At 66.4% G+C, this 23,503-nt stretch carries 23 protein-coding genes; 16 read left to right on the top strand and 7 right to left on the bottom strand.

The features are described 5' to 3' along the window. From Q9Q95_RS19895 to katG, 4 genes are all read left to right on the top strand, one after another. Complete coding sequence (locus Q9Q95_RS19895) at positions 1-264, top strand: flagellar biosynthetic protein FliQ (RefSeq protein WP_306098904.1); 264 nt, start codon at positions 1-3, stop codon at positions 262-264. Beyond that, the gene (gene fliR / locus Q9Q95_RS19890; protein WP_306098903.1) at positions 261-1,019 is read left to right on the top strand and encodes a flagellar biosynthetic protein FliR; all 759 of its coding nucleotides are present in this window, start codon (positions 261-263) and stop codon (positions 1,017-1,019) included. Before Q9Q95_RS19895 ends, fliR begins: the two co-directional genes overlap by 4 nt. Then, entirely contained in the window at positions 1,019-2,089 is a 1,071-nt protein-coding gene (gene flhB, locus Q9Q95_RS19885) for a flagellar biosynthesis protein FlhB (protein WP_306098902.1), read from the top strand. The genes fliR and flhB overlap by 1 nt, the downstream gene beginning before the upstream one ends. A 261-nt stretch (positions 2,090-2,350) precedes the next feature. Beyond that, a complete protein-coding gene (gene katG / locus Q9Q95_RS19880) occupies positions 2,351-4,561 on the top strand; it encodes a catalase/peroxidase HPI (protein ID WP_306098901.1) in 2,211 nt (736 codons plus the stop codon). Between the two features lie 147 nt (positions 4,562-4,708). On the opposite strand, the gene Q9Q95_RS19875 is transcribed toward katG, so the two are convergent. Continuing rightward, positions 4,709-5,128, bottom strand: coding sequence for a flagellar assembly protein FliX (locus tag Q9Q95_RS19875; RefSeq protein WP_306098900.1), 420 nt, complete (start codon positions 5,126-5,128; stop codon positions 4,709-4,711). A gap of 83 nt (positions 5,129-5,211) precedes the next feature. On the opposite strand from Q9Q95_RS19875, the gene Q9Q95_RS19870 reads away from it, so the two are divergent. The 4 genes from Q9Q95_RS19870 (at position 5,212) to Q9Q95_RS19855 (ending at position 7,315) form a co-directional block, all read left to right on the top strand. Then, complete coding sequence (locus Q9Q95_RS19870) at positions 5,212-6,315, top strand: flagellar basal body P-ring protein FlgI (RefSeq protein ID WP_306098899.1); 1,104 nt, start codon at positions 5,212-5,214, stop codon at positions 6,313-6,315. After that, positions 6,315-6,599, top strand: coding sequence for a rod-binding protein (locus Q9Q95_RS19865; RefSeq protein WP_306098898.1), 285 nt, complete (start codon positions 6,315-6,317; stop codon positions 6,597-6,599). The genes Q9Q95_RS19870 and Q9Q95_RS19865 overlap by 1 nt, the downstream gene beginning before the upstream one ends. Further along, the gene (locus Q9Q95_RS19860) at positions 6,599-7,021 is read left to right on the top strand and encodes a flagellar protein FlgN (RefSeq protein WP_306098897.1); all 423 of its coding nucleotides are present in this window, start codon (positions 6,599-6,601) and stop codon (positions 7,019-7,021) included. Before Q9Q95_RS19865 ends, Q9Q95_RS19860 begins: the two co-directional genes overlap by 1 nt. A 111-nt stretch (positions 7,022-7,132) precedes the next feature. Next, positions 7,133-7,315, top strand: coding sequence for a hypothetical protein (locus Q9Q95_RS19855; RefSeq protein WP_306098896.1), 183 nt, complete (start codon positions 7,133-7,135; stop codon positions 7,313-7,315). 586 nt (positions 7,316-7,901) lie between these two features. On the opposite strand, the gene Q9Q95_RS19850 is transcribed toward Q9Q95_RS19855, so the two are convergent. The 3 genes from Q9Q95_RS19850 to Q9Q95_RS19840 all read right to left on the bottom strand — a co-directional run bounded on the left by Q9Q95_RS19850 (position 7,902) and on the right by Q9Q95_RS19840 (position 11,756). Then, positions 7,902-8,351, bottom strand: coding sequence for a hypothetical protein (locus tag Q9Q95_RS19850; RefSeq protein ID WP_306098895.1), 450 nt, complete (start codon positions 8,349-8,351; stop codon positions 7,902-7,904). A 259-nt stretch (positions 8,352-8,610) separates the two neighbouring features. After that, positions 8,611-9,015, bottom strand: a complete 405-nt coding sequence (locus Q9Q95_RS19845) for a flagellar basal body protein (protein ID WP_306098894.1) — start codon at positions 9,013-9,015, stop codon at positions 8,611-8,613. A gap of 5 nt (positions 9,016-9,020) precedes the next feature. Next, on the bottom strand, positions 9,021-11,756 hold the full coding sequence (locus tag Q9Q95_RS19840) for a hypothetical protein (RefSeq protein WP_371876817.1): 2,736 nt from the start codon (positions 11,754-11,756) through the stop codon (positions 9,021-9,023). 131 nt (positions 11,757-11,887) lie between these two features. On the opposite strand from Q9Q95_RS19840, the gene Q9Q95_RS19835 reads away from it, so the two are divergent. The 8 genes from Q9Q95_RS19835 to Q9Q95_RS19800 all read left to right on the top strand — a co-directional run bounded on the left by Q9Q95_RS19835 (position 11,888) and on the right by Q9Q95_RS19800 (position 21,682). Then, positions 11,888-12,922, top strand: coding sequence for a flagellar motor switch protein FliG (locus tag Q9Q95_RS19835; RefSeq protein WP_306098892.1), 1,035 nt, complete (start codon positions 11,888-11,890; stop codon positions 12,920-12,922). Positions 12,923-12,929: 7 nt separating this feature from the next. Further along, positions 12,930-13,598, top strand: a complete 669-nt coding sequence (locus Q9Q95_RS19830; RefSeq protein WP_306098891.1) for a FliH/SctL family protein — start codon at positions 12,930-12,932, stop codon at positions 13,596-13,598. Positions 13,599-13,849: 251 nt separating this feature from the next. After that, the gene (gene fliF, locus Q9Q95_RS19825; protein ID WP_371876816.1) at positions 13,850-15,469 is read left to right on the top strand and encodes a flagellar basal-body MS-ring/collar protein FliF; all 1,620 of its coding nucleotides are present in this window, start codon (positions 13,850-13,852) and stop codon (positions 15,467-15,469) included. A 10-nt stretch (positions 15,470-15,479) separates the two neighbouring features. Continuing rightward, entirely contained in the window at positions 15,480-15,830 is a 351-nt protein-coding gene (gene fliN, locus Q9Q95_RS19820) for a flagellar motor switch protein FliN (RefSeq protein ID WP_306098890.1), read from the top strand. Then, positions 15,830-17,164, top strand: a complete 1,335-nt coding sequence (locus Q9Q95_RS19815; RefSeq protein WP_306098889.1) for a sigma-54 dependent transcriptional regulator — start codon at positions 15,830-15,832, stop codon at positions 17,162-17,164. The genes fliN and Q9Q95_RS19815 overlap by 1 nt, the downstream gene beginning before the upstream one ends. Before the next feature lie 76 nt (positions 17,165-17,240). Continuing rightward, positions 17,241-19,322 carry a flagellar biosynthesis protein FlhA gene (gene flhA, locus Q9Q95_RS19810; RefSeq protein ID WP_306098888.1) on the top strand — a complete coding sequence of 694 codons (2,082 nt, stop codon included), beginning with the start codon at positions 17,241-17,243 and terminating at the stop codon, positions 19,320-19,322. A 68-nt stretch (positions 19,323-19,390) separates the two neighbouring features. Beyond that, positions 19,391-21,019, top strand: a complete 1,629-nt coding sequence (locus Q9Q95_RS19805) for a flagellar hook-length control protein FliK (protein WP_306098887.1) — start codon at positions 19,391-19,393, stop codon at positions 21,017-21,019. Between the two features lie 9 nt (positions 21,020-21,028). Next, a complete protein-coding gene (locus Q9Q95_RS19800) occupies positions 21,029-21,682 on the top strand; it encodes a flagellar hook assembly protein FlgD (RefSeq protein WP_306098886.1) in 654 nt (217 codons plus the stop codon). Between the two features lie 337 nt (positions 21,683-22,019). On the opposite strand, the gene Q9Q95_RS19795 is transcribed toward Q9Q95_RS19800, so the two are convergent. The 3 genes from Q9Q95_RS19795 to Q9Q95_RS19785 all read right to left on the bottom strand — a co-directional run. After that, positions 22,020-22,349 (bottom strand): hypothetical protein, encoded by a 330-nt coding sequence (locus Q9Q95_RS19795; RefSeq protein WP_306098885.1) that lies wholly within the window; start codon positions 22,347-22,349, stop codon positions 22,020-22,022. 115 nt (positions 22,350-22,464) lie between these two features. Continuing rightward, positions 22,465-22,866: a hypothetical protein gene (locus tag Q9Q95_RS19790; protein ID WP_306098884.1), complete on the bottom strand. Its 402-nt coding sequence runs from the start codon at positions 22,864-22,866 to the stop codon at positions 22,465-22,467. Positions 22,867-23,031: 165 nt separating this feature from the next. Further along, positions 23,032-23,503 (bottom strand): flagellin (locus Q9Q95_RS19785; RefSeq protein ID WP_306098883.1); only part of this gene is annotated, 472 nt, incomplete at its 5' end.

Raw genomic sequence — 23,503 nt, 5'->3', positions numbered from 1 at the left:
ATGACGCCGAGTGAGGTCATCCAGCTGGTCGAAGCGTCGCTGCTGCTCGTGCTCACCGTGGTGGGCCCGCTGCTGCTGACCTCGCTGATCGTCGGCACCGTCATCGGCCTGCTCCAGGCGCTGACCCAGATCCAGGAGACCACGCTCACCTTCGTTCCCAAGCTGCTCGCGATGGGCGTGGTGTTCCTGCTGATGCTGCCCACCATGGGGCAGGCATTGTCGGGCTTCATGTCCAAGATCAGCGATCTGATCATCACCGGATGATCCTGCCGCCCGATCTCGAACTGACGGTCTCGGCCTTCTTCATCGTGTTCGCGCGGGTGGGCGCGGTGCTGATGCTGCTGCCGGTGTTCGGCGAGGATTCGATCCCCGGCCGGATCCGGCTGATGATCGCCTTCGCGATGTCGGCGGCGCTCTACGGCGCGCTCGGCGAGCCCGCGCGCGTCGCGCTTCAGGGCGGCGCGATGCTTCCCGCGGTCATCGTCACCGAACTGATGACCGGGCTCGCAATGGGCATGATCGTCAAGATCCTGTTCTTCGCGATTTCGATGGCAGGCTCGATCGTCAGCATGCAGGTCGGCCTGTCCTCCGCGGTGATCTTCGATCCGATGCAGGCGAGCCAGGCGCCGATGCTCTCCAAGTTCGTCGGCGTGGCCGCGGCTCTGGTGTGCATGGGCATGCAGGTCCATCATCTCTGGCTCGGCGCGATCATCCATAGCTATCAGAGCTTCCCGATCGGCGGTCTGCCCCCGATGCAGGACTTCGCCCAGCTCGCCATCGCCGCGGTCGGCCGCTCGATGACGCTCGGCATCAGCCTCGCCGCGCCGTTGATCGTCTACGGCATCGTGTTCAACGTCGCGCTCGGCCTCTCGGCGCGCATCGCGCCGGCGATCCAGGTCTTCTTCATCGCCCAGCCGCTCAATCTGCTGCTCGGGCTCAGCCTGTTCGCCGCCACTGCCGGCACCATGCTCACCGTCTTCGCCACCCAGATGGGCGACGCGATGCAGGGAGGCTGGTGATGTCGGGCGATACGGACCAGGAAGACAAGACAGAATCCCCGACAGACAAGAAGCTCGAGGACGCCCGCGAACGCGGCGAAGTGCCGATGGCGCCCGAGATGAAGCATGCCGCGATGTTCGTCGCGGCGCTCGTCGTGATGGGCGGGCTCGGCACCTGGACGATGCAGCTGATGGGATCGCTGTTCGTCCGCTTGTGGGGCAGCGCCGAGGACTTCCGCATGGAGCCGGCCGGCGCGCAGGATTTCGCCACCGGCCTGTTCGGCGCGATCGCCAGTTCGCTGTTGCCGATCCTCGGCGCGCTGTTCGCCTTCGCCCTGCTCGGCGGCTTCCTGCAAGGCCGGCCAATGCTGTCGGCGAGCCGGATCAAGCCCAAATGGTCGAAGCTCAATCCGGTCAGCGGATTCATGCGAACCTTCAGCAAGCAATCCTTGATCGAATTCCTCAAGACGCTCGCCAAGCTGTGTCTCGTCGTCGGCATCGGCGCGTGGATCGCCTGGCCGCATGCCGCGACGATCGACCGGCTGGTCGGCGCCGATCTGGTCTCGATGGGCGCGGCGGCGAACGACATCGTCTATGCGATGCTGTTCCCGATCGCCCTGCTGGTCGGCGCGCTGGCGATGTTCGACTTCGCCTGGCAGCGCTTCGCCTTCCTCAAGAAGATGCGGATGACCAAGCAGGAGATCAAGGACGAGTATAAGCAGAGCGAGGGCGACCCCAAGATCAAGGGCAAGATCCGCCAGCTCCAGATGCAGCGCGCCAAGGGCCGGATGATGGCCAATGTCCCCAAGGCGAGCGTGGTGATCACCAACCCGACGCATTACGCTATCGCACTGCAATATGATCACGGCGCGATGAATGCGCCGGTGGTGGTCGCCAAGGGCGTCGACAATGTCGCGCTCAAGATCCGCGAGATCGCCGGTGAGCACAATATCCCGATGGTCGAGAACCGCCCCCTAGCCCGCGCGCTCTATGCCTCGGCCGAGATCGATCACCCGATCCCCGTCGAGCATTATGCCGCGGTCGCCGAAGTGATCAGCTATGTCATGAAGATCGCCAAGACCCGGCGGTAGTAACTTTATCCTCCCTCGCGTAGCGGGGGAGGTGGCAGCGAAGCTGACGGAGGGGGCGTGGCCACGGGCGCATCGCCTGCGGAGGCGCCCCCTCCGTCGCCTTCGGCGCCACCTCCCCCGCTTCGCGAGGGAGGAATACGGTCTCTCTCGTCTGCTGCACTGCGTCATCGATTTTCGCGCTTGCGGTGAGCGGTTTTAATCGTTTTTGCCGTTCGTCGTGCCGCCCTACCCTTCCTGCAACTCTCAGGAAGGATTCGAGCCATGGACGCACCTACGACCGGCAGCCCGCTCAGCGACCCGCAGAAGGAACCTGCCGCGCTCCGCCGCTTGCTCGGCCGCACCAATCGCGATTGGTGGCCCGAGCAGCTCAGCCTCGAGATCCTCACCCAGAACGGCACCTCGCCCGATCCGCACGATCCCGATTTCGACTATCGCGCGGCGTTCGCGCAGATCGATTATCAGGCGCTCAAGGCCGACCTCACCGCGCTGATGACCGACAGCCAGCCTTGGTGGCCGGCCGATTACGGGCATTACGGCCCGTTCTTCATCCGCATGGCGTGGCACTCGGCCGGCACCTATCGCACCGGCGACGGCCGCGGCGGCTCCTCCTCTGGGTCGCAGCGCTTCGCCCCGCTCAATTCGTGGCCGGACAACGGCAACCTCGACAAGGCCCGCCGCCTGCTCTGGCCGATCAAGAAGAAATACGGCGCGGCGATCAGCTGGGCGGATCTGTTCATCCTCACCGGCAACGTCGCGATCGAATCGATGGGCGGGCCGACCTTCGGCTTCTCCGGCGGCCGCGAGGACATTTTCGAGCCCGAGCGCGACATCTATTGGGGCACCGAGGAGAATTGGGTCGGCCATGCCGACAACAAGACCCGGATCGACGACGAGGCCGGCATGGCGCTCGAGGAGCCGCTCGCCGCGATCCAGATGGGCCTGATCTACGTCAATCCCGAGGGTCCCGGCGGCAAGCCCGACACCAAGGGTTCGGCGCGCGACCTGCGCCGGACCTTCGCCAACATGGCGATGAACGACGAGGAGACCGCGGCGCTCACCGCCGGCGGCCATACCTTCGGCAAGGCGCATGGCGCGGGCGACGCCTCGAAAGTCGGGCGCGAGCCCGAGGGCGCCGACATCGCCCAGATGGGCCTCGGCTGGGCCTCGACCCACGAGAGCGGCATGGGCGATCACACGATCACCTCCGGCATCGAAGGCGCATGGACTCCGACGCCGACCAAATGGGACATGACCTATTTCGACATGCTGCTCGATCATGAATATGAGCTGGTGAAGAGCCCGGCGGGCGCCAAGCAATGGCAGCCGGTCGGCAATCCCGAAGAGACTCTCGCCCCCGCCGCGCACACGCCGGGCAAGAAGGTCCCGACGATGATGACCACCGCCGACAAGGCATTCAAGGACGATGGCGATTATCGCGCGATCCTCGAGAAGTTCCGCGCCGATCCGGCCTATTTCGCCGATGCCTTCGCCCGCGCCTGGTTCAAGCTCACCCATCGCGACATGGGCCCGAAGACCCGCTATCTCGGCCCCGAGGCGCCGCAGGAGGATTTGATCTGGCAGGATCCGATCCCCGCCGGCACCCCGCTGAGCGATGGCGACGTCGCCGCGCTCAAGGACAAGATCGCCGCTTCCGGCCTCACCGTCCAGCAATTGGTCAAGACCGCCTGGGCCTCGGCCTCGACCTTCCGCAATTCGGACAAGCGCGGCGGCGCCAACGGCGCGCGCATCCGCCTCGCCCCGCAAAAGGATTGGGAAGCCAACGAACCCGCCGAGCTCGCCAAGGTGCTAGCCGTCTATGAGGACATCAAGGCCGGGTTCGGCGGCACCGTCAGCATCGCCGATCTGATCGTGCTCGGCGGCAATCTCGGCGTCGAGCAGGCGGCGAAGGCCGCCGGCCATGACGTGGCCGTGCCGTTCACCTCGGGCCGCGGCGACGCCACCCAGGAATGGACCGATGTCGACAGCTTCGCCCCGCTGGAGCCCAAAGCGGACGGCTTCCGCAATTTCCTCGGCGTGCGGTTCAACGTGGCGACCGAGGAATTGCTGGTCGATCGCGCGCAATTGCTCAACCTGTCGGCACCCGAGATGACGGTGCTGGTCGGAGGCCTGCGCGTGCTCGGCGCCGGCCATGCCAAAGCGGGCAAGCACGGCCAGTTCACCGATCGGCTCGGCCAGTTGACCAACGACTTTTTCGTAAACATCCTCGACATGGGCACCGCGTGGAAACAGGTATCCGACGCGAGCGACGAGGAGTTCGTCGGCACCGACCGCGCGTCGGACGCGGAGAAATGGACCGCGTCGCGCACCGATCTGGTGTTCGGCTCGAACTCGCAGCTCCGCGCGATCGCGGAAGTCTATGCCTCGGACGATGCGGGGGAGAAGTTCGTGCGCGATTTCGTCCGCGCGTGGACCAAGGTGATGGACGCCGACCGCTTCGATCTGGTGGGCTAGGCGGGAGACAAACTCCCCTCCCTGAAAGGGAGGGGCCGGGGGTGGGTGCGCGGCCCGCAGGGGCGCGCCCAGCGGTGAGCGAGCGAGGCTCGCTATGCTCGCACCCACCCCTAACCCCTCCCTTTCAGGAAGGGGAATAAGCTGAAATCACGCCGATACGTCGACCTTCGCCAGCTCGACGCGCACGCGCAGTTCGATGTCCGACAGGATCCCGGCAAGCACCGGATTGTCCGAAGCCTCGAAATTCTCCGACCATTCGACGATCTCGCGCAGCCGCTCGACGCTCGGCGTGCCCGTCGCCAGCTCCTTGTGGAGCCGGTCGAGCGCGTCGAGGCCGCGCTCGGCGTCCTTCGCCTCCTTGCGCCGTCGCTCGATCGCGGGATCAGCGGCGGCCAGCGTCACCAGCATCGCTACCGAGGGGACCGGCTGATTGGTCCCCGCGCCCTGCATCGGCGTGGGCCGTGCGGCGGCGGTCTCGGCGTCGGCGACCGCGAAGCCGGGCGCAGCCTTGGGCAGCGCGGCCAGCAGGCTGCGTGCCATCAGCGGCGTCAGGTTGTCGATCCGCACGAAATCAGGTCCTCTCGGCCCGCATTGGCCACCTATCCTCTATAAGAAAATTATCGCGGATTTTCCATTTTCGCAGAGGGTTTATGCAGAGGATCGCCGCTTCGCTCCTGTTGCCGCTGCTGGCGCTGGTCGCCAGCCCGCAGGCACTGGCGCAGACACGGATCAAGGATATTGTCGACGTCGAGAATGTTCGCGAGAACCAGCTCGTCGGCTACGGCCTCGTCGTCGGCCTCGCCGGCACCGGCGATCGCATGCGCAACGCGCCGTTCACCGAGGAATCGATGCAGGCGATGCTCGAGCGCATGGGCGTCAACATCCGTGGCACCAATATGCGCACCCAGAATGTCGCGGCGGTCTCGATCACCGCGACCATGCCGCCTTTCTCGCGCGCAGGCTCGCGGATCGACGTCCAGGTCTCCGCGCTCGGCGACGCTACCAGCCTCCAGGGCGGCACGCTGATCGCCTCGTCGCTGCGCGCGCTCGACGGGGAGATCTACGCCGTCGGCCAGGGCCCGGTCGCCGTGTCCGGCTTCAAAGGCCAGGGCGCCGCCGCGAGCGTCAGCCGCGGCGTGACCACCTCTGCCCGCATCGCCGGCGGCGCGATCGTCGAGCGCGAAGTCCCTTATTCGCTCCAGTCGGCGACGAGCCTCAAGCTCGCCCTCAAGAATCCCGACTTCGCCACCGCCGATCGCATCGCCGGGGTGATCAACGCCAAATATCCCGGCAGCGCGCAGGTGCTCGATCCCGGCACGGTGCAGGTTCAGCCCGCCGCCAATTTCGTCGGCAACGTCATCGATCTCGTCACCCGCATCGGCGATCTCGAGGTCAAGGTCGATCAGCCGGCGCGCATCGTCATCAACGAAGCCTCGGGCACGGTCGTGATGAACAACGACGTCCGGATCACCCCCGTCGCGATCGCGCAAGGCGGCCTGACCATCACCGTTTCCGAACGCCCGCAGGTCTCCCAGCCCGCGCCGCTGTCGAACGGCGAGACCACCGTCGTCCCGCGCACCCAGGTGCAGGTCGACGACGGCAACGGCGCCAGCCTCGCCCTGGTCAACGGCGCCTCGCTCCAGTCGCTGGTCAGCGGTCTCAACACGCTCGGCGTGTCCCCGCGCGACCTGATCACCATCCTTCAGGCAGTGAAGAGCGCCGGCGCGCTCCAGGCCGAGATCGAGGTCCAGTAATGAACGAACTCAACGCCACAACCGCCTCGGCGGCCACCCCGCTCCGCAAGGTCGACGTCAAGAACGCCCAGACCGCCAAGGATTTCGAGGGCATGTTCCTCGGTCAGATGACCAAGATCATGCTCGAGAGCGTCGAGAAGGGCGAAGTCAATGGCGGCGCCGGCGAAGAGATGTTCAAAGGCGTGCTCGCCGAGAAACTCGGCACCGAGATGGCCAATCGCGGCGGCGTCGGCCTCGCCCCGATGGTGCTCGATTCGATCCTCAAGCTTCAGCAGGGACAATAATGACCGCTCAGCTCATCGACGCGATGGTGTCGCTCACGGCCCTCATGGAAGAGGAAAGCGAAAAGCTCGCCCGCAAGGCCTATCTGCCCGAACTGGGTGAGATTTCCGCGGCGAAGCTCCGCCTCACCGGCCGCATCGAGGCCGATTTCGCCCGGCTGAAGCGCGAGAATGCCGATTGGGCCGAGAAGCTCGACGAGGAAAGCCGGCTCCAGCTCTCCGACGCCAGCCGCAACCTGCGCGACGCCTCGGCGATCAACCAGCAGATCCTGTCGCGCCAGATCGAGCTTTCGGTCGATATGATGGGGGCGATCGCCGCCGAGGCGCAGCGCCTGACCGGCACGCGCAGCACCACTTATGGTGCGTGCGGCGGACTGGGCGGCATGGATGCCCCTGCCCCGATCTCGGTCAACGCACGCCTCTAGTCGCGCTCGGCGGCGCGGTGCGGCGAAGCGTCGCACCGCCGCGGCTAGGCGAATTCCTTCGCAGGGTGTATACCCGGCTTCGGAGCCCTTTGCGGGTTCCGGAGATTGCGTATGAACCTCTTGCAGCTCACGCGTTGCATGTTCGGACTGCATCAGCGCGACAGGCATCGCGCCCGGCACGACGGGGCCGTCGTGCGCAGCTATTGCACAGGCTGCGGCAAGCCGATGATCAAGGACAATCGCGGCTGGCACCTCGATGCCGCGGCACCCGGACCGCAGCCGGCCAGCGAATAGCCGCGCCGGGGGATGTTGGACGACGCGGTCCTGCACCGCAAACCCGGAGTTAGGACACCACGGCCACGTGCACAATTTTGGGGAAACCTTCGTAGCAGCCGTCCACCGCTACTTCCACTACCCTGCCAGTCATCTGTGCCGATATCAGCATCGACTGTACAATAGCGGCACGAGGTGCGTTGTCAGGGAATATATAATAGTTGGCTGACACGCAGCCGTCGAAATTCTGGTGCGGCGACGACAGTACAATCAGTAAGCCCGTATGGCCGTTATACGACAATATTCTGCCGATTCTGGCGTGGACCTCACCCGAAGCGCCAGCGGGAGGGCCAAACAGTAAAGCGCTTGCGAACATCGCCACGGCCAAGGCAAACCGCATATACCACTCCCCACGACATCTACCACAGATCTACGAAGCGCACGCGCTCGGCACGACCCTATCTGAATATCGGGAGTCGACAAAGGCGCATCTAGCGCATCAAGTCTTGTCGGCTAGCTGACAAAACATGGGCCAGACGGCAAGCCGGCCTTCCGTTTGAGTGACGCATGCTCGGGAATCCCGGGTAGCGCCCGGGCTGCCCGAAACTCAGCGCGGAATGCCGTTCACGGGGAAGCAATAGTCTGGAGGCTGCGCGGCGCTCGCGTCGGCGCAAGCCCTTTCGGAATCGATGAGCATCCACCGTCCTTCACTCGGCCTTGCCACCCGCTTTCTGGCGATCCAGGGTCCGAAGGCGCTCTCACGCCCGCGCCGGGCCCGGAACCTGTACGCGCACACCACGTACACGCCGGCGGACGGGGCGCAGCGAAAATCGGCTATTTCGATGGTCGGCATCTGAAGTTGCCAATCGTCCTCCGCTCGAGGCGGCATGGCGATCGCTAGCGCCTCGCCGTCGCGCACCTGCTTCTCGGTCGGGAATTCTGTCGGCGGCGGGGGATCAGGCGCACGAGTGCGCGGATTGACAACGGGAACGACCGTTTGGCGTCCCGCCTCCTGAAAGCTGAAAATCAATCCGTAGAGCGTCAGCGACAAAAGCATCGGACATCAATGCGCGGCCATCATTTTCGGCGCAAGCGCCCTTGGGCGGCCCGCGTCCCGATCGTCCGCGCGCCGATGGCAAAATAGGATTTGCCATGCCATCTTCGGTCCCGGCTCTTTGAATCGTCGAGATCGCTTCGCGTACTTTGGTAATAATCTTGCGCAGACGCGCAACGGCATTTCACGATTTACGTGAAAACCGTGCAATTGGACGGGTCAAATCCTATTTCGGCGAGTCGCAGACGAACGCGCGCGATTATCAGCCGCGGCCGCCCACCGCGGTCTTCAGCATCGACATCTGCTTGCGGTACAGGCCGGTCATCGCCTGGAAGTCGGCCTGGATCGCGCCCATCTTGAGCAACTGGTCTTCGAGCGTGACATTGTTGCCGTCGGGCTTGGTCTCGGTGACGTCCTTGTCGAGGATCACCCCGGCGCCGATCGGCTGGATCGCGCCGAGGCTCTTCATCCGGTCGGTCAGCTGCACCCGCGGTGCGGCGATCATGCCGCTGCCGCCGACCAGAGCCGCGAAGCTCGGCTCCGAGACTTCGCGCGCCTTGTAGCCCGGCGTCTCGCTGTTCGCGATGTTCTGCGCGACGACGCGCTGGCGCTCGGACAGATTCTGCATCCGGGTACGCAGGCCGTCGAGGATCGGGGGAGTGTTCATGACGATCAGAATCCCAGAGTGGAGGAGGCGCCCGAATTCAATCGGTTCAGCGCTGCCTGATAATTTGCGAGCTGCGCGCTCTCGCGCGCGGTGGATTGGGTGCCGGTGGCGGTGTTCTTGACGCCGTCGACCATCGTGGCCTTGCCGGCGTCCCAATAAAGCGAGCGATAGGCGGTCTGCGTCATCGAGATCGCTTCCTCGATCTTCTTCATCGCGACCTTGGCGTTGTCGAGCGTCGACAGGCTCAGCGCGTCGCTGAGGTCCATGCCGAAATTGCCGCCGGGCCGGACCTTGGGCGCGCTGCTCGACAATGCCGCCTGCGTCGCGATCCGCTGCGGCTCGATGCCGAGCTTGGCGAGCGCGTCGGTGTCGGTGCCGCCGGGAATGAGCTCGAGCTCGTGTCCGGGCTTCATCGTGATGCTCAGCTTCTGGACGCCGTCCACGACCGTCGCGGTGACCGTGCCCTTGGAGGCGCCGAGCATCCCCTGCATCCGGGTGGCGATCGTCTTGAGCGTATCGCCCGCCTCGATGGTGACCTTGCGCACCGCGCCATTATCAGCCTTGATCGAGAAGAAGTCGCCGGCGCGCATCGTCGTCTGGGTGGTCAGCTTCTCCGACACCGCCGGATTGATCGTGCCGCGGCTGAAGCCCAGCGCGGCGATCGAATTGCCGCCGCCGGCATCGCCGGAGACCCGGACCGGTTCGGTGCGCAACAATGCCTGGCCGAACTGGGTAGTGTTCTCGATCGCGCCCGTGGCGGTGTCGATCCGCGCGACGAAGCCGTCGGTCGGCCCGCGGCGGGGCGCGGCGAGATCGCCGGTGGTGCGGCCGCCGGCATAGAGATCGTTGCCGAGAAAGGCGATGCTGTCGACCTGATCGTCGGCAGCGGAACCCAGATAGGTCACGCTGGCGCCCGACAGGCCGGCATCGATCCGCGCGACAAAGCCGTCGCGGTCCGCGCTCTTCGCATTGACCTGGCTGCCGGTGAGCGTCGCGCTGGTCGCGCCGCCGACTGCGATGGTACCGTCGGCGGCTATGGCGATCGCGCGGACGTCGGCGGTGCCGAGATCCACGCTGCCGAGATCGGTGGCGAGCGCGGCGCCGCTGAGCTTGCGGACCGAGGCATTGCCGTCCTGGCTCATCACCGCGAGCAGATTGCCGTCGCCATCCACAGCCAGCGCGTTGATCTGATCGGTGCCGCCGCTGTCGATCGTCCGCCGGTCGGCGATCTTGCCCGTCGAGTCGATCCGCGCGACGAAGGCATCGCCCTTGTTCGAGGCCGAGCGTCCGGCGACGAAAACCGAGCCGTCGGCGCCGACCGTCACGGCCTTGGTCACATCGGTGCCGGTCGAATGCACCACGGTCGAGAATTTCTCGTCGCCATTGGCGGCATATTTGGCGACGACCATGTTGGCGTCGGCCGAGGTCACGCCATTGAAGCTGCCGGTGACGGTGCCCGCGACGACGATGCTGCCATCGGCTCCGAGCGACACCGCGGCGCCGGTCGAGGAGCCGCTGGCGCCGAGGCTGCGCTGCCATACGACGGTGCCGCTGCTGTCCATCTTGGTGAGGAACAGATTGTCGTCGCCGTCCGACTGGTTCGCACCGAGATCGCCCGCGGTGGTGCCGACGACATAGCTATAGCCCTGCGCGTCGGTGACCATCGCCGCGGCATCGGTCTTGGCGTAGACGTTGCTGGTCTTGGTCGTGCTGGTCTTGATCTTGCCGTCCATGTCGGTGGACGTGGTGGTGACGGTGGTGGTCTTGCCGGCCAACGTGTTCTGCGTGGTCGCGTCGCGGTCGAGCGCCGCGATCGTCCCCATGGTGACGCGCGTGTTGGTGCCGGTGGGATCGTTGAGGCGGAAGACCTGGGTCGCGGTGGGCGCGTCGAGCGCGGTCTGGCCGGTCGCCACCACCAGCGAATCCTTGGCGCCGACCTGGTCGAGCGCCACCTGCTCCATGCCGTCGGGCGTGTCGAGCTTGAGTCCCCATTTGCCGTCGGCATAGACCGGCTTGAAGCGTGCCGACCAGCGCGAGACGGCATTGCCGTCGGCATCGGTCACCGGGGTGCCGTCGGTCTTGAGCGCGGGCGTCGCGCTGATCGCGCTGTTGAACTGCGACACCAGCGAGTCGAGCGTCGGCGGCTGGGTGCCTTGCGACAGATCGACGGTGAAGGTCTCGTTGAGCCCGCCACGGCTGACCTGGATGCTGAACTGTTCCTGGCCGGTGAGGTTGGGAACCGGATCCGAGCGGAGCTTGACCAGCCCGTCGCCCTTGGTCTCGTAGGTGTGGGTGGCAGCGAGCGCGCTCGATTGCGCGGTCGAGCTCGGCTTGCCGAAAGCGAGGTTGACCTTGTCCGACGGCGCGGTGGTTAGATAGGTCTGCAGGTCGGTCAGCCCCTTGGCGAAGGCCTTTTCATATTGCGCGCGCTGGGCGCTGGTCGCGGTCTTGACGGTGGCGGCCTCGGCGAGGACGCGGAGCTTGTCCAGCGCCTTGTACGCCGTGAAGCTCGTCTTGATGTCGTCGGGCAGCAGCGCGATGCTGCTGCTCGTCTTGTCGACGACGGTCTTCGAGGCGAGGATCGAAATGAGCTGGGCCGAGGCGGAGGCGGTGCTGGCGGCTTCCTTCCACGGCGGCGTGGTCTCCGCGAGAGTGAACTGCGCCTTGGCGACGCGGACGGCCTTGCTGTCGAACGGGATCGCAGCGAAGGCCGTCGAGAAGACCGAGGAGTCTCCGGTCAACAGGCCCAACCCCATCAGACTACCAGATAAATTAACCGTCATCGGAACCGAACCTTTCCCCCATGCTCCTATAATAGGAAGAGTGAACGCTTCCTTGCGTCCGCATCCGAATTTTCTGCGAGGGGTCCAGAATGAGCTTGATGGCGCCGATTGCCGAGCCGGTCGAACTGAAGAAGTACAGCGGGCCGCAGCGCGCGGCCGCGTTGATGCTGGCGCTGGGCAAGCAGCATGGCGGCCCGATCTGGGAGCAGCTCACCACCGACGAGATCAAGGAGCTTTCCTCGACGATCGCCGGTCTGGGCCGCGTGCCCTCGCAGGTCGTCGAGCATCTGCTGATCCAGTTCACCGGCGAAGTCGCCTCGATGGCCTCGCTCCACGGCAGCTACGAGACCACCGAGCGGCTGCTCGGCGACATCCTGCCCGGCGACAAGGTCAAGGAGATCATGGAGGACATTCGTGGTCCTTCGGGCCGCACAATGTGGGACAAGCTCTCCAACGTCAGCGAGACCGTGCTCGCCGGCGCGCTTAAGCACGAATATCCGCAGACCGTGGCGGTCATCCTGTCCAAGCTGCGCCCCGATCACGCCGCACGCGTGATCGCCGAGCTGCCGCGCGAATTCTCGGTCGACGTGGTGATGCGCATGCTGCGCATGGAAACCGTCCAGAAGGACGTGATCAACCAGGTCGAGCTGACGCTGAAGAGCGAGTTCATGACCAACCTGTCGCGCTCGCAGAAGCGCGACCCGCACGAGGCGATGGCCGAATTGTTCAACTCGCTCGATCGCTCGACCGAGGAAGCGATGCTCACCGCGCTCGACAACAAGGCGCCCGAAAGCGCCGAGCGCATCCGCGCGCTCATGTTCACCTTCGAGGATCTAGCCAACCTGCTGCCGGCAGCGATCGCGGTAATCGTCCGCAACGCCGACAAGCGCGAGATGGCGCTGGCGCTCAAGGGCGCCCCGGATCAGCTCAAGCAGCTGTTCTTCGGCGCGATGACCGAGCGCGCGGCCAAGTTGATGCGCGAGGACATGGCGGCGATGGGCCCGATCCGCGCACGCGATTGCGAAGAGGCACAGTCCTCGCTCGTCCGGCTGGCCAAGAACCTCGCCGATCGCGGCGAGATCCTGCTCGTCGATCCCAAGTCCGACGATGCGATGATCATCTGAGGTGAATATGGGCTTTCAGAACGTCGAACGCTTCGCCTTCGACCGCATCTTCTCGACCCCGGCGAGCGAGAGCGCGACCATCCCGACCGGCGACATGCTGCTCGAGATCTCGGCGCTCCGCGCCGAACTCGCCTTGCTGCGCTCTGACGTGGACGCGCAATTGAACCTTGCCCGCGCCGAGGGCTTCGAGGCCGGATTGGTCCAGGCCCGCGCCGAACGCGACGTTGCGTTGCTGAGCGCGGTCGACGCGCTTCATGCGGGGATCGAGGCGCTCGACGATCGTTTCGAGGACGTGTCGAAGCGCGTCACCGGCGAAGCCGCCGAGATCGCCCTTGCCGCGGCCGACATGATCGCCGGCCGCGCGATCGAGACCGCGCCGGCCGAGACGATCGACGCCGCGATCGGCCGCGCGCTGAGCCAGGTCGCCCGTGGCACCGAGCTCGAGATCCGGGTCAACCCCGATCTGATCGAGGCGATCGAGGCGCGCATCGCCGAGCGCCAGTCGAAGGACCGCCGCAAGCTCAACCTCAACGTGATCGGCGACGTGACCGTCGCGATCGGCGACGCGCTGATCGGCTGGGAGCAAGGCGGCCTCGCGCTGGACGCCAGCGCACGGCGGCAGGCAGTGATCGAAGAACTCGAGACGTTGCTCCCCTCGCCCGCCGGCGCGAACTGACCAATTCCTCTCCCTCTGCGCTCCCGCTTGCGGGAGGGGCCGGGGGAGGGTCAGAAATTGCGAAGGAAGTGCGTGCGGCCAGCACACACCCTCCCCTGACCCCTCCCGCGAGCGGGAGGGGAATTTGATTCCGGCGCTCCCGCACGCGCCACTAGGCAAAAAATTCCCACCCGGCACAATCTGCCGCCCGCCACCCTCCTATAAAGCAAGGAGAGGGGCGCTCCTGCCCCTGGCCACATCACGGGGCGGTCTTGGAAGCGATCAAGAATTTTGCCGGGCAGCTTGGCCCGAAGCGACTGATGCTGATGGGAGGAGTGGCGCTCGCGCTGCTCGCCGCCCTCGCCTTCGTCGCGACGCGCGGCTCCGATCCCCAGATGGGCTATCTGTACACCGATCTCGATCCGTCCGCCGCGGCGACGATCACCGAGAAGCTCAAGGCAGCCAATGTCGAGTACACGCTCTCGGCCGACGGCAGCTCGATCATGGCGCCGCAAGACAAGCTCGCCGAGCTGCGCATGTCGATGGCCGGCGAGAAGCTCGGCGGCAAGATCGGCTATGAAGTGCTCGACGAGGAGCAGCCCTTCGGCGTCTCCGCTTCGCGCGCCAAGATGAACGAGAATCGCGCCGTCGAAGGCGAGCTCTCCAAGTCGATCCAGACCATCCAGAACGTCAGCGCCGCGCGCGTCCACATCGTCATGCCCGAGCGCGCGATGTTCGCCGCCGAGAGCCGCAAGGCCACCGCGGCGGTGACCGTCAAGACCAAGGGCCGCCTCTCGTCCGAGCAGATCGCCTCGATCCGCTATCTCGTCTCCTCTTCGGTCCCCGAGCTCTCGCCCGAGGCGGTCTCGGTGGTCGACCAGACCGGCGCCCTGCTCGCCCGCGCCGGAGAAGCCGGTTCGGTCGGCGGCGCCGACGCCGACGAGCGCCAGCAGGCAGTCGAGGCCAAGCTTCGCGAGGAAGTCGAGGCGCTGCTCGAGCCGATCGTCGGCCAGGGCAAGGTCCGCGCCGAGGTTTCCGCGCAGATCGATCGCGATCAGACCCGCGAGGAAGCCAATGTCTTCGATCCCGACAAGCAGGTGATCTCGCGTCAGGTCAGCGTCGAGAATGGCGAGCAGAACAGCGAACAGGACGCCGGTCCGCAGACCGCGACGGTCGGCAATCAGCTTCCCGAAGCGCAGGGTCAGGCCCCGGGCGCCCCGGGCAGCGGCCGCCAGTCGCGCAGCAACCAGAATTCCGAAGACACCACCTATGACAACAGCTCGACCAAGACGGTCACGCTGCGCGGTCCCGGCAAGGTTACGCGCCTCACCGTCGCGGTGATGGTCGATGGCGGCGAGAAAGGCCTGCCCCAGCCGCAGATGCAGCGCATCCAGCGCCTCGTCGAGAACGCGGTGGGCATGGACTCGGAGCGCGGAGACAGCGTGGTCGTCGAGAGCATGCGCTTCGCCAACGACGACAGCCTCGCCGACAAGGAAGCCGGCATCCTCTCCAGCCTGCCGATGGACCGGATCTGGGGCCTGCTGCAGATCGTGATCATCGGCGTGGTCGGCCTGATCGCGCTCCGGATGATCAAGCCCAGAATCATGCCGCAGCCCGCAATGGCTGCGCTCGAAGGCCCTGCCGGCGAGACCGCGCTCACCCCCCAGTCGCCCGAGATGCTCGCGCTCGCCGAGCGCGCCGCCGACGGCGACGAAGAAGCAATGCAGAAGCTCGAGGCACTGAACAGCGACCAGCCGCTGCTCGATCAGGAGATCGCGCTCGCCCAGGTCGACGGGCGCATCAAGCTCTCCGCCCTCAAGCGCATTGGCGATGCGATCCATGCGAGCCCGCCCGAAGCGGCCTCGGTGATCCGCCAGTGGATGAACTCGTAAGGAAATCATGATGGCTACCGAACCCCACGACATCATCCCCGCCGACACCGACGAAGCGAGCGGCCCCGTGTTCGAAGACTTCGAACCGTTCCCCACCGGCGACCATGCCGTCGCCGGCTCCGAAGGCCTCGAGGCCGTCCATGACGTACCGGTCAAGGTCCAGGCCGTGCTTGGCCGCGCCCGCATGCCGGTCGGCGAGTTGCTCCATCTGACTTCGGGCACCGTGGTCGAACTCGACCGCCGCGTCGGCGAGCCGGTCGACATCTTCGTCAACGATCGCCTGATCGCGCGCGGCGAAGTCGTGCTGATCGACAATGCGCTCGGCGTGACGCTCACCGAAATCGTTCGTCAGGACCGTTGATGCCGAACTCCATCCGCATGATTCTGGTCGGAGCGCCCGGCGGCGAGTTCCGGCGCGCAGCCGAACTGGCCCGCGACGCCGGCGCCGCAGTGGCGATGGCCGACACGCCGGACCAGGCTCTCGATCTGCTCCGCGAAGGCGGCGGCGACATGGTGATGATCGACGTCGACGCCGACATTGCCGGCTTCATGGCGAGCATCCGTGCCGAACGCTTCACCATCCCAGTGCTCGCCTGCGGCATCCAGGCTTCGGCCGAGCGCGCCGTGGCGGCGATCCGCGCCGGTGCCCGCGACTATGTTCCGCTGCCCCCGCAGCGCGAGCTGATCGCCGCGGCGATCGCCTCGGTGATCGAGCGCAAGGCCCCGGTCCGTATCGGCGATCACCCTGCCCTCGCCCGCGCATTCTCGCTTGCGACTGCCGTGGCGCCCACTGCCGCTCCGGTTCTCGTCACCGGCGAGAAGGGTAGCGGCAAGGAAGTCATGGCGCGTGCGATTCACGAGGCATCGGGCCGTATCAACCCGCTCCACGTCGTCGAATGCGCCGGCGTCGGCGCCGACGTCCTCGAATCCGAACTGTTCGGGCATGAAGCCGGCGCGTTCCCGGGCGCAGTCGCCCGCCGCATCGGTCGGCTCGAAAAGGCCGGCAATGGCACGATCTTCCTGCGCGAAGTCGGCAGCCTCGCCCCCGCCACCCAGGCGCGCTTGCTCTCGGCGCTCCAGGAACAGCGCTTCACCCGCATCGGCGGCGACGAAGTGGTGCCCTTCCGCGCACGGCTGATCGCCTCGACCGGCATGGATCTCGAAGCCGCGGTCCATGCCGGCAGCTTCCGCGCCGATCTGCTCGTCCGCCTCGGCCTCGTCCGCGTCGAGGTTCCGCCGCTCCGCGCCCGCGGCGGCGATCTGGCCCAGCTCGCCTTGCACTTCGCCGAACGCCTCGCCGAAGCCGACGGCGTTCCCGCTCGCCCGTTCAGCGAGGCGACTCTGGTGCTGCTCTCGCGTTACGCGTGGCCTGGCAACATTCGCGAGCTGGAGGACTGCATCCACCGCGCCGTCCTGCTCGCACAGGGTCCGGAGATCGAACCAGACGACCTCGTCCGTTCCGACGGCACCCGTCTGCTGGACCTCGAGCTCGCCGAGCCCGGTGGGCTGCAGATCGAGAGCCTCGTCGGCCGCACGGTGGAAGAAGTCGAGCGCGAGCTGATCCTGCAAACGCTGACCCGCTGCCACGGCAACCGGACCTCGGCGTCGGGCATCCTCGGCATCTCGGTCCGCACGATGCGCAACAAGCTGCGCACGTTCATCGAAGCCGGCATCGCGGTCGCTCCCGCGCCGTAACTTCCCGGCATTTACCGATCCCCTCCTCTGACCGCAGGGAGGGGCGTCAGCTGCCGCCAATTACAGGGTCCGTCAAATGCCTCCCGCAGTCGTCAATCTCCTGAATCGCATCGGCTTGAATCGCGATCTCGCCCTCGCGGGCGCGGTCATCGCGATCATCGGCATGCTCATCCTGCCGGTTCCGGGCTGGCTGCTCGATCTCGGGCTGGCGCTGTCGATCACGATCGCCGTGATGATCCTGATGACCGCCTTGTTCATCGAGAAGCCGCTGGAACTGAGCGCCTTCCCGACGATCCTGCTGGTAGCGACGATGCTGCGGCTAGGCCTCAACCTCGCCTCGACCCGCCTGATCCTCACTCACGGCCATGAAGGCGCGCACGCCGCCGGCGGGGTGATCGGCGCGTTCGGCGAGTTCCTGATGGGCGGCGAGGTCATCATCGGCCTCACGATCTTCATGATCCTGATCGTCATCAACTTCGTGGTGATCACCAAGGGCGCGGGCCGCATCGCCGAAGTCGCGGCGCGCTTCAGCCTCGACGCGATGCCCGGCAAGCAGATGGCGATCGACGCCGATCTCTCGGCCGGCATGATCACCGAAGAGCAGGCACGCGAGCGTCGCGCCGAGATCGAGGCCGAGAGCGGCTTCTACGGCTCGATGGACGGTGCCTCGAAGTTCGTGAAGGGCGACGCGATCGCCGCTTTGCTGATCACCGCGGTCAACATCATCGTCGGTCTCACCATCGGCGTCGTCTCGCACGGCGTGCCGATCGGCGAAGCGTTCCACACCTATACCGTGCTCACCGCCGGCGAGGGTCTGGTCAGCCAGATCCCGGCGCTGATCATCTCGATCGCCGCAGGCCTGCTCGTCTCGAAGGGCGGCATCAAGGGCAAGACCGGCGCCACGCTGGGCGAACAGCTCGGCCGCTATCCCAAGGCGTTCGGCATGGTCGCGTTCCTGATGGGCGCGCTGGCGCTGATGCCGGGCCTGCCCTTCCTGCCCTTCGCCTGCTTCGCCGCCGCCGCCGGCTATGCCGCGTGGAAGATGAGCAAGACTGCCCAGGCCAAATCGGCACTCGAACGTGCCGTGGCGGCGCAGGAACAGGCGCGGGAGGCCGTAATCGAGCAGCCCATCTCGCAGACGCTCGCGCTCGACGCCGTGCGCATCGAGATCGGCTATGCGCTGCTGCCGATGATCAACGACGATCAGCGCGAGCCGCGCCTCGACGATCAGGTCCGCGCGCTGCGCCGCCAGATGGCGACCGATTTCGGCTTCGTCCTCCCCTCGGTCCGCATCATCGACAATATGGGCCTCAAGGCCAATGAATATGTCATCACGATCAAGGAGACCGAAGCGGCGCGCGGCGAGATCAAGCTCGAAAAGCTGTTGCTGATCAATCCGGGCGGCGGTCCGGTCGGCATGCCCGGCGAAGTGACCAAGGAGCCGGTGTTCGGCCTCCCCGCGCTGTGGATCGATCGCGAACTGCGCGACGAAGCCGGCTTCCGCGGGCTGACCGTGGTCGATTGCGGCACGATCATCACCACCCATCTGACCGAATTGGTCAAGGACAACATCGCCGATCTGCTGTCGTACACCGAGACGCAGAAGCTGCTCACCGAAGTCCACAAGGATGCCGAGAAGCTCGTCGCCGACATCGTCCCCTCGAAGGTCTCGATCTCGAGCGTCCAGCGCATCCTGCAGAATTTGCTGTCGGAGGGCATCTCGATCCGCGACATCCCGACGATCCTCGAAGGCATCGCCGAGGCCGCGCCGCTGACCGCCAACCTCACCCAGATGACCGAGCATGTCCGCGGCCGTCTCGCGCGCCAGATCAGTGCGTCGCAGGTCCGCGGCGAGGCGATCCCGGTGGTGACGCTCTCGTCCGAATGGGACCAGGCGTTCGCCGAATCGATCCTCGGCCAGGGCGACGATCGCCAGCTGGCGATGGCGCCGTCGTCGCTGCAGAAGTTCATCCACTCGGTGCGCGAGACCTATGACCGGCTGGCGCAGGACGGCGAGATCCCCTGTTTGCTCTGCAGCCCGTCGATCCGTCCGTTCGTCCGCTCGATCATCGAGCGCGTGCGTCCGGCGACGGTGGTGCTCTCGCAGAACGAGATCCACGCGCGCGCGCGCATTCGGGCGCTCGGCACGATCGGTTGAGACCGTTCGCGCAACAATCATCCTATAATGACAAAGCGGCCCTTTGAGGCCGGGCAAGAGGCGACCGGATGCAGATCAACCCCTTCGGCTTTCCGCTTGGCGCGGGGATGCAATCCGCGTCGGCAATCGGCGGCACCGGCCTCGGCTTTGCCGACGCGCTCGGGATCGCCATCGAAGGCGCCGCCGCACCGCAATTGATGCCCCTCAAGGCCTCGCCCACCCTGCCCGCGCATGTTGACCCGAAGTTGGCCCGGACGCTGCTCGAACAGGCCCAGCTCGCGGCGCCGGCCATCGCCAAGGCGCCACCGGGCATATTGCCCGGTCTCCAGCAGCCGACCTCGCTCTCCGAGCTGATGGCGACCGCAGCGAAGCTGCCCGGCACCGATCCGATGCCGGTGGCTGCCAAGCCCATAGCGACGAACGAACAACCTCTCCCGGTCGGGGTCGCGGTTGATGCCGCTCCGGCGGCAGCGCCCGAAATCCCCACCCCCGCTGCGCCGCCGCTCGCGATCGAGCCCGAAATCGCGCCTGCCGCAGCTCCGGTCGTGCCGGCGGTCGAAGCCGCCGCCCCCGCCGCTCCCGCCGTGGCTCGGCCCGCCGCGAAGCCCGAAACTGCAGCAGCGGTTGCTGCGGCTCCGGCGGCTTCCACCGTTCCGCCACAGGCCGGCGCGGTTCCGCAACCTGCGGGCGATGCCATGCCCGACGCGCCGACGACCGCCGCGCCGGCTGAGACCGCAGAACTTGCAGAGCCCGCGGGGAATGCGCCGTCGAAGCCGCAAAAGGGTCCGCGCGCCACAGCCGTAGCGGCCAAGACGGATCCTGTGCCGTCCAACGATGCGCCGCCTGCGATCCCGGCCGAAATGCTCGCGATCAACCCGATGCCGCAGCCGATCGTCACGCAGCAACCCGTACCGCAGCAGGCTTCGCTGCAGCAGTCCGCGCCGCGTGAAACCGCGAATGCGCCCGGCGGATCCGTGGGGTCGAAGGTCGGCAAGGCCGCCGCGCAGCCCGCGTCGGCGCAGGATGCGGCGCAATCCGCGCCCGGCACCGGCACTGCCGATTTCGCGCGCGCCGTCGCGGCCAGGGCCGAGTCCGCCGGATCGGAGTCAAATCCCGATGGCCAGCCGCAGCCCGAAGCCATTCTCGCGACCGCCGCGAGTACGAACGCCGCTGCGCCGATCCTGCCGCAGCACGCGCACAATCCGAACGCAGTCGACACCGCGCGCGTTACGGCCCCTGCCGCTCCCGCCGCCCCGGCCGAGCCGGTGGTCGAAGCCCGTGCCGGCCATCTCGGCCATTCGCTCGGCGTCGAGATCGCGCGAAAGGTCGAGCTTGGTGAGGAAACGCTGCGCATCCGCCTCAATCCGATCGAACTGGGCCGGATCGAAGTGACGCTGGCGTTCGACGACAAGGGCAGCCTGCAGGCGACCGTGCGCACCGAAAGCGCGCAGGCGATGGAGCTGCTCCGCCAGGACACACCCGATCTCGCCCGCACGCTCGATCAGGCCGGCGTCCGCACCGATGCGCAGAGCTTCCGTTTCGAGAATCGCGGCGGTGACGGCGGCGGCCAGCAGGCCCAGCAGCAGAATCCGCACTCGAACCGCGGCCAGTTCGCCTCGTCCGACGACGATGCCGGCACCGCCGAACCCATTTACCGCCCGATCCGCAGCGACGGGCAGGTCGACCTTCTCGCCTGAGGAAACGCCATGACCACCGTCAACACCACCAATGCGACGACCGACGCGAAGACCACCGCGGCATCGTCCAAGCTCAACGCCGATTTCGACATGTTCCTGAAGCTGCTGACCACGCAGATGCAAAATCAGGACCCGCTCGATCCGATGGACACCGCGCAATATACCCAGCAGCTGGTGCAATATTCGCAGGTCGAGCAGTCGATCGAGCAGACCTCGACACTCAAGTCGCTGCTCGCGGCGTTCGGCACCCAGAACCTGATGCAGGCTTCGGCGATGATCGGCGCACAGGTCGAGACCAATTCGGCCGTTTCGGGTCTCAGCGCCACCACGCCGGCGCAATGGACCTGGTCGTCGAGCCGCGACGTCGCCTCGATGACCGCGACGATCAAGGACGAGAAGGGCAAGATCATCGACACGTTGCCGATCGATGCCACGGGCGCCGCGGGTGCCTTCACCTGGGACGGCACGACCAGCAACGGCAAGAAGGTCGATCCGGGCCTCTACACGCTCGAGCTCGAAGGCAAGGACGCCTCGGGCACCAAGGTCGCCGCGACCGCGCATTCCTTCGGCAAGGTCAGCGACGTCGAGCTGTCGAACGGTGTCGTCCAGCTCACCATCAACGGGCACAAGGTCTCGACCGCGGATCTGCTGCGCATCGGCTGAGCCGGCGCATCCCGGCAATTTCGGCGCCGGAGCGATCTCTCGCTCCGGCGCTTTCTTTTTGCCCCCACGAATTATTGCTTCCGCACAAATACCTAGCGGGAATCTCCCGGCCTTGCGCGGCGACTCCCGGCCCTCGTCCGGCCTATAATGAATGTAGAGAGACGGGTGGGCGTTCCGATCCCCTCTGCGACCCGCTCGTCTCTTCTCTCCCTTTGAGGGCCGCCCTTCCTCCGTGGCCCGAAACGACAAGAGCCAGGCTGGTCAGCGACCCGCCTGGCTCTTCCGTTTGCGCCCCACGCGCTGAAACCGAAACTGGATCGGAATGGCGAGCCGAGGCTCAGCCGGCGACGGACATCAGTACCGGCCGACCGGCGCCCCGGGGGAGCTGGACCGGCTCGGCCGACGCGGCGGCGGACACATCGAAATCATCGAGCACGCAGCCCGCGATCGCGCTTGGCGCGGTCAGCATCGCGAGGCAATCGGCGATCGCGGGATCTTCGCGCGGCCCGATCGTGTCGAGCACGTCCGACAGGGTCATGCCGGCCTGCAGCGCCTTGTCCGCGGCGGCGCTCCACAGCGCACGCGCATCCTCCACGTTCAACGTCAGCGTCACCGTGAAGGCCTTGCCGGCGGTCTCGGAAACGTGGCCGATGTCGTGAAGGTTCATGCGTAAGACCCTTTATTCTCTGTGCCCCGCCCAATGCATCAGCAAAGCGCCGGGCCGTAGTCCGGGGATGCCCGATACGTATAGTTACCGGTATCGGTGACATCCCGATGATCTCTTAGTGCACGCGTGCCTCGGCGCGACGCGCGAGTTCGCGCGCATGTGCCGCAACGAGACACAATTCGGCGTAGAGCCGGTCCCAGAAGGGCGCGGGAATCTCGAGCCGGGCATTGCCTTGCTGGCTCAGCTCGAGCGCCGCACGCGGCTCCAGCCCCAGTTCGAAGCGGGTGCCGAACAGGCCGTCGATATGTTCCTCGGGAAGCCCGTGCGGCACCGCGAGCCGCGCCGACATGATATAGCCCGCGAGCACGTCGGTGCCGTATCCGTCGAGCAGGATGCGCGGCTGGCCGCTCATGTCGGGCCGCTCCAGCACGACGAGTGCGCCCGAGGGATGCTCCTCGACGCTCACGCGCAGCTTGCCGCCGAATGCGTCGGTGATTTCACGGATACGTGGGAACAAGCGACTATCTCCTTGCCATCATTATAGATGGGTCAACCATTGCGGCGGCGGAGTTGCAGGGATTTCGTTGCGTGCGGCGCAAGCGGCGCGCACGAAAAAGAGGCCGGGACGTTGCCGTCCCGGCCTCTCTCTGTCGTCAGGTAGCTTCCAGGGAAAAAGCTAGCCTTAACGGAACAGCGACGTGATGGTCTGCGGCGCCTGGTTGGCGATCGACAGAGCCTGCACACCGAGCTGCTGCTTGACCTGCAGCGCCTGCAAGCGGGCCGATTCCTTGGCGAGATCGGCGTCGACGAGGTTGCCGATGCCGCTCTCGATGGTGTCGGAGAGCTTGCTGGTGAAGGTCGACTGAGCGTCGATCTTGCGCGATGCCGCGCCGAGCGTGCTCAGGCTGGTCTTCAGGTTCGCCTGGGTCGTGGTCAGCGTGTCGATCATCGTCTGGGCCGAAGCCTGGCTGCTGATGTTGCCGCTGGCCGCAACCGTCACGACCGAACCACCGAGCTGGAGGCCCTGGTTCGCGACGCTGAGCGAATCGGGCTGCCAGGTCGTTGCCGAGCTGGTGTCCGAGTCCTTCAGCGACTGCAGAGCAGTCACGGTGCCGCCCGAGGCCTTCAACAGGTTGGTGCCGTTGAAGTCCGAC

The sequence above is a fragment of the Sphingomonas sp. DG1-23 genome (genome assembly GCF_030730875.1).
Classification (GTDB): Bacteria; Pseudomonadota; Alphaproteobacteria; order Sphingomonadales; family Sphingomonadaceae; genus Sphingomonas.
This window is presented reverse-complemented; position numbering and strand designations above follow the sequence as displayed.

Excerpts from the sequence above, each read along its gene's own strand:
- Q9Q95_RS19805 (WP_306098887.1), top strand. The coding sequence starts at position 19,391 with ATGCAGATCAACCCCTTCGGCTTTCCGCTTGGCGCGGGGATGCAATCC.
- flhA (WP_306098888.1), top strand. The coding sequence starts at position 17,241 with ATGCCTCCCGCAGTCGTCAATCTCCTGAATCGCATCGGCTTGAATCGC.
- Q9Q95_RS19835 (WP_306098892.1), top strand. The coding sequence starts at position 11,888 with ATGAGCTTGATGGCGCCGATTGCCGAGCCGGTCGAACTGAAGAAGTAC.
- katG (WP_306098901.1), top strand. The coding sequence starts at position 2,351 with ATGGACGCACCTACGACCGGCAGCCCGCTCAGCGACCCGCAGAAGGAA.
- Q9Q95_RS19895 (WP_306098904.1), top strand. The coding sequence starts at position 1 with ATGACGCCGAGTGAGGTCATCCAGCTGGTCGAAGCGTCGCTGCTGCTC.
- Q9Q95_RS19850 (WP_306098895.1), bottom strand. The coding sequence starts at position 8,351 with ATGCTTTTGTCGCTGACGCTCTACGGATTGATTTTCAGCTTTCAGGAG.
- Q9Q95_RS19865 (WP_306098898.1), top strand. The coding sequence starts at position 6,315 with ATGAACGAACTCAACGCCACAACCGCCTCGGCGGCCACCCCGCTCCGC.
- Q9Q95_RS19845 (WP_306098894.1), bottom strand. The coding sequence starts at position 9,015 with ATGAACACTCCCCCGATCCTCGACGGCCTGCGTACCCGGATGCAGAAT.
- Q9Q95_RS19815 (WP_306098889.1), top strand. The coding sequence starts at position 15,830 with ATGCCGAACTCCATCCGCATGATTCTGGTCGGAGCGCCCGGCGGCGAG.
- Q9Q95_RS19830 (WP_306098891.1), top strand. The coding sequence starts at position 12,930 with ATGGGCTTTCAGAACGTCGAACGCTTCGCCTTCGACCGCATCTTCTCG.
- Q9Q95_RS19860 (WP_306098897.1), top strand. The coding sequence starts at position 6,599 with ATGACCGCTCAGCTCATCGACGCGATGGTGTCGCTCACGGCCCTCATG.
- fliR (WP_306098903.1), top strand. The coding sequence starts at position 261 with ATGATCCTGCCGCCCGATCTCGAACTGACGGTCTCGGCCTTCTTCATC.
- fliN (WP_306098890.1), top strand. The coding sequence starts at position 15,480 with ATGGCTACCGAACCCCACGACATCATCCCCGCCGACACCGACGAAGCG.
- Q9Q95_RS19870 (WP_306098899.1), top strand. The coding sequence starts at position 5,212 with ATGCAGAGGATCGCCGCTTCGCTCCTGTTGCCGCTGCTGGCGCTGGTC.
- Q9Q95_RS19795 (WP_306098885.1), bottom strand. The coding sequence starts at position 22,349 with ATGAACCTTCACGACATCGGCCACGTTTCCGAGACCGCCGGCAAGGCC.
- flhB (WP_306098902.1), top strand. The coding sequence starts at position 1,019 with ATGTCGGGCGATACGGACCAGGAAGACAAGACAGAATCCCCGACAGAC.
- Q9Q95_RS19855 (WP_306098896.1), top strand. The coding sequence starts at position 7,133 with ATGAACCTCTTGCAGCTCACGCGTTGCATGTTCGGACTGCATCAGCGC.
- Q9Q95_RS19800 (WP_306098886.1), top strand. The coding sequence starts at position 21,029 with ATGACCACCGTCAACACCACCAATGCGACGACCGACGCGAAGACCACC.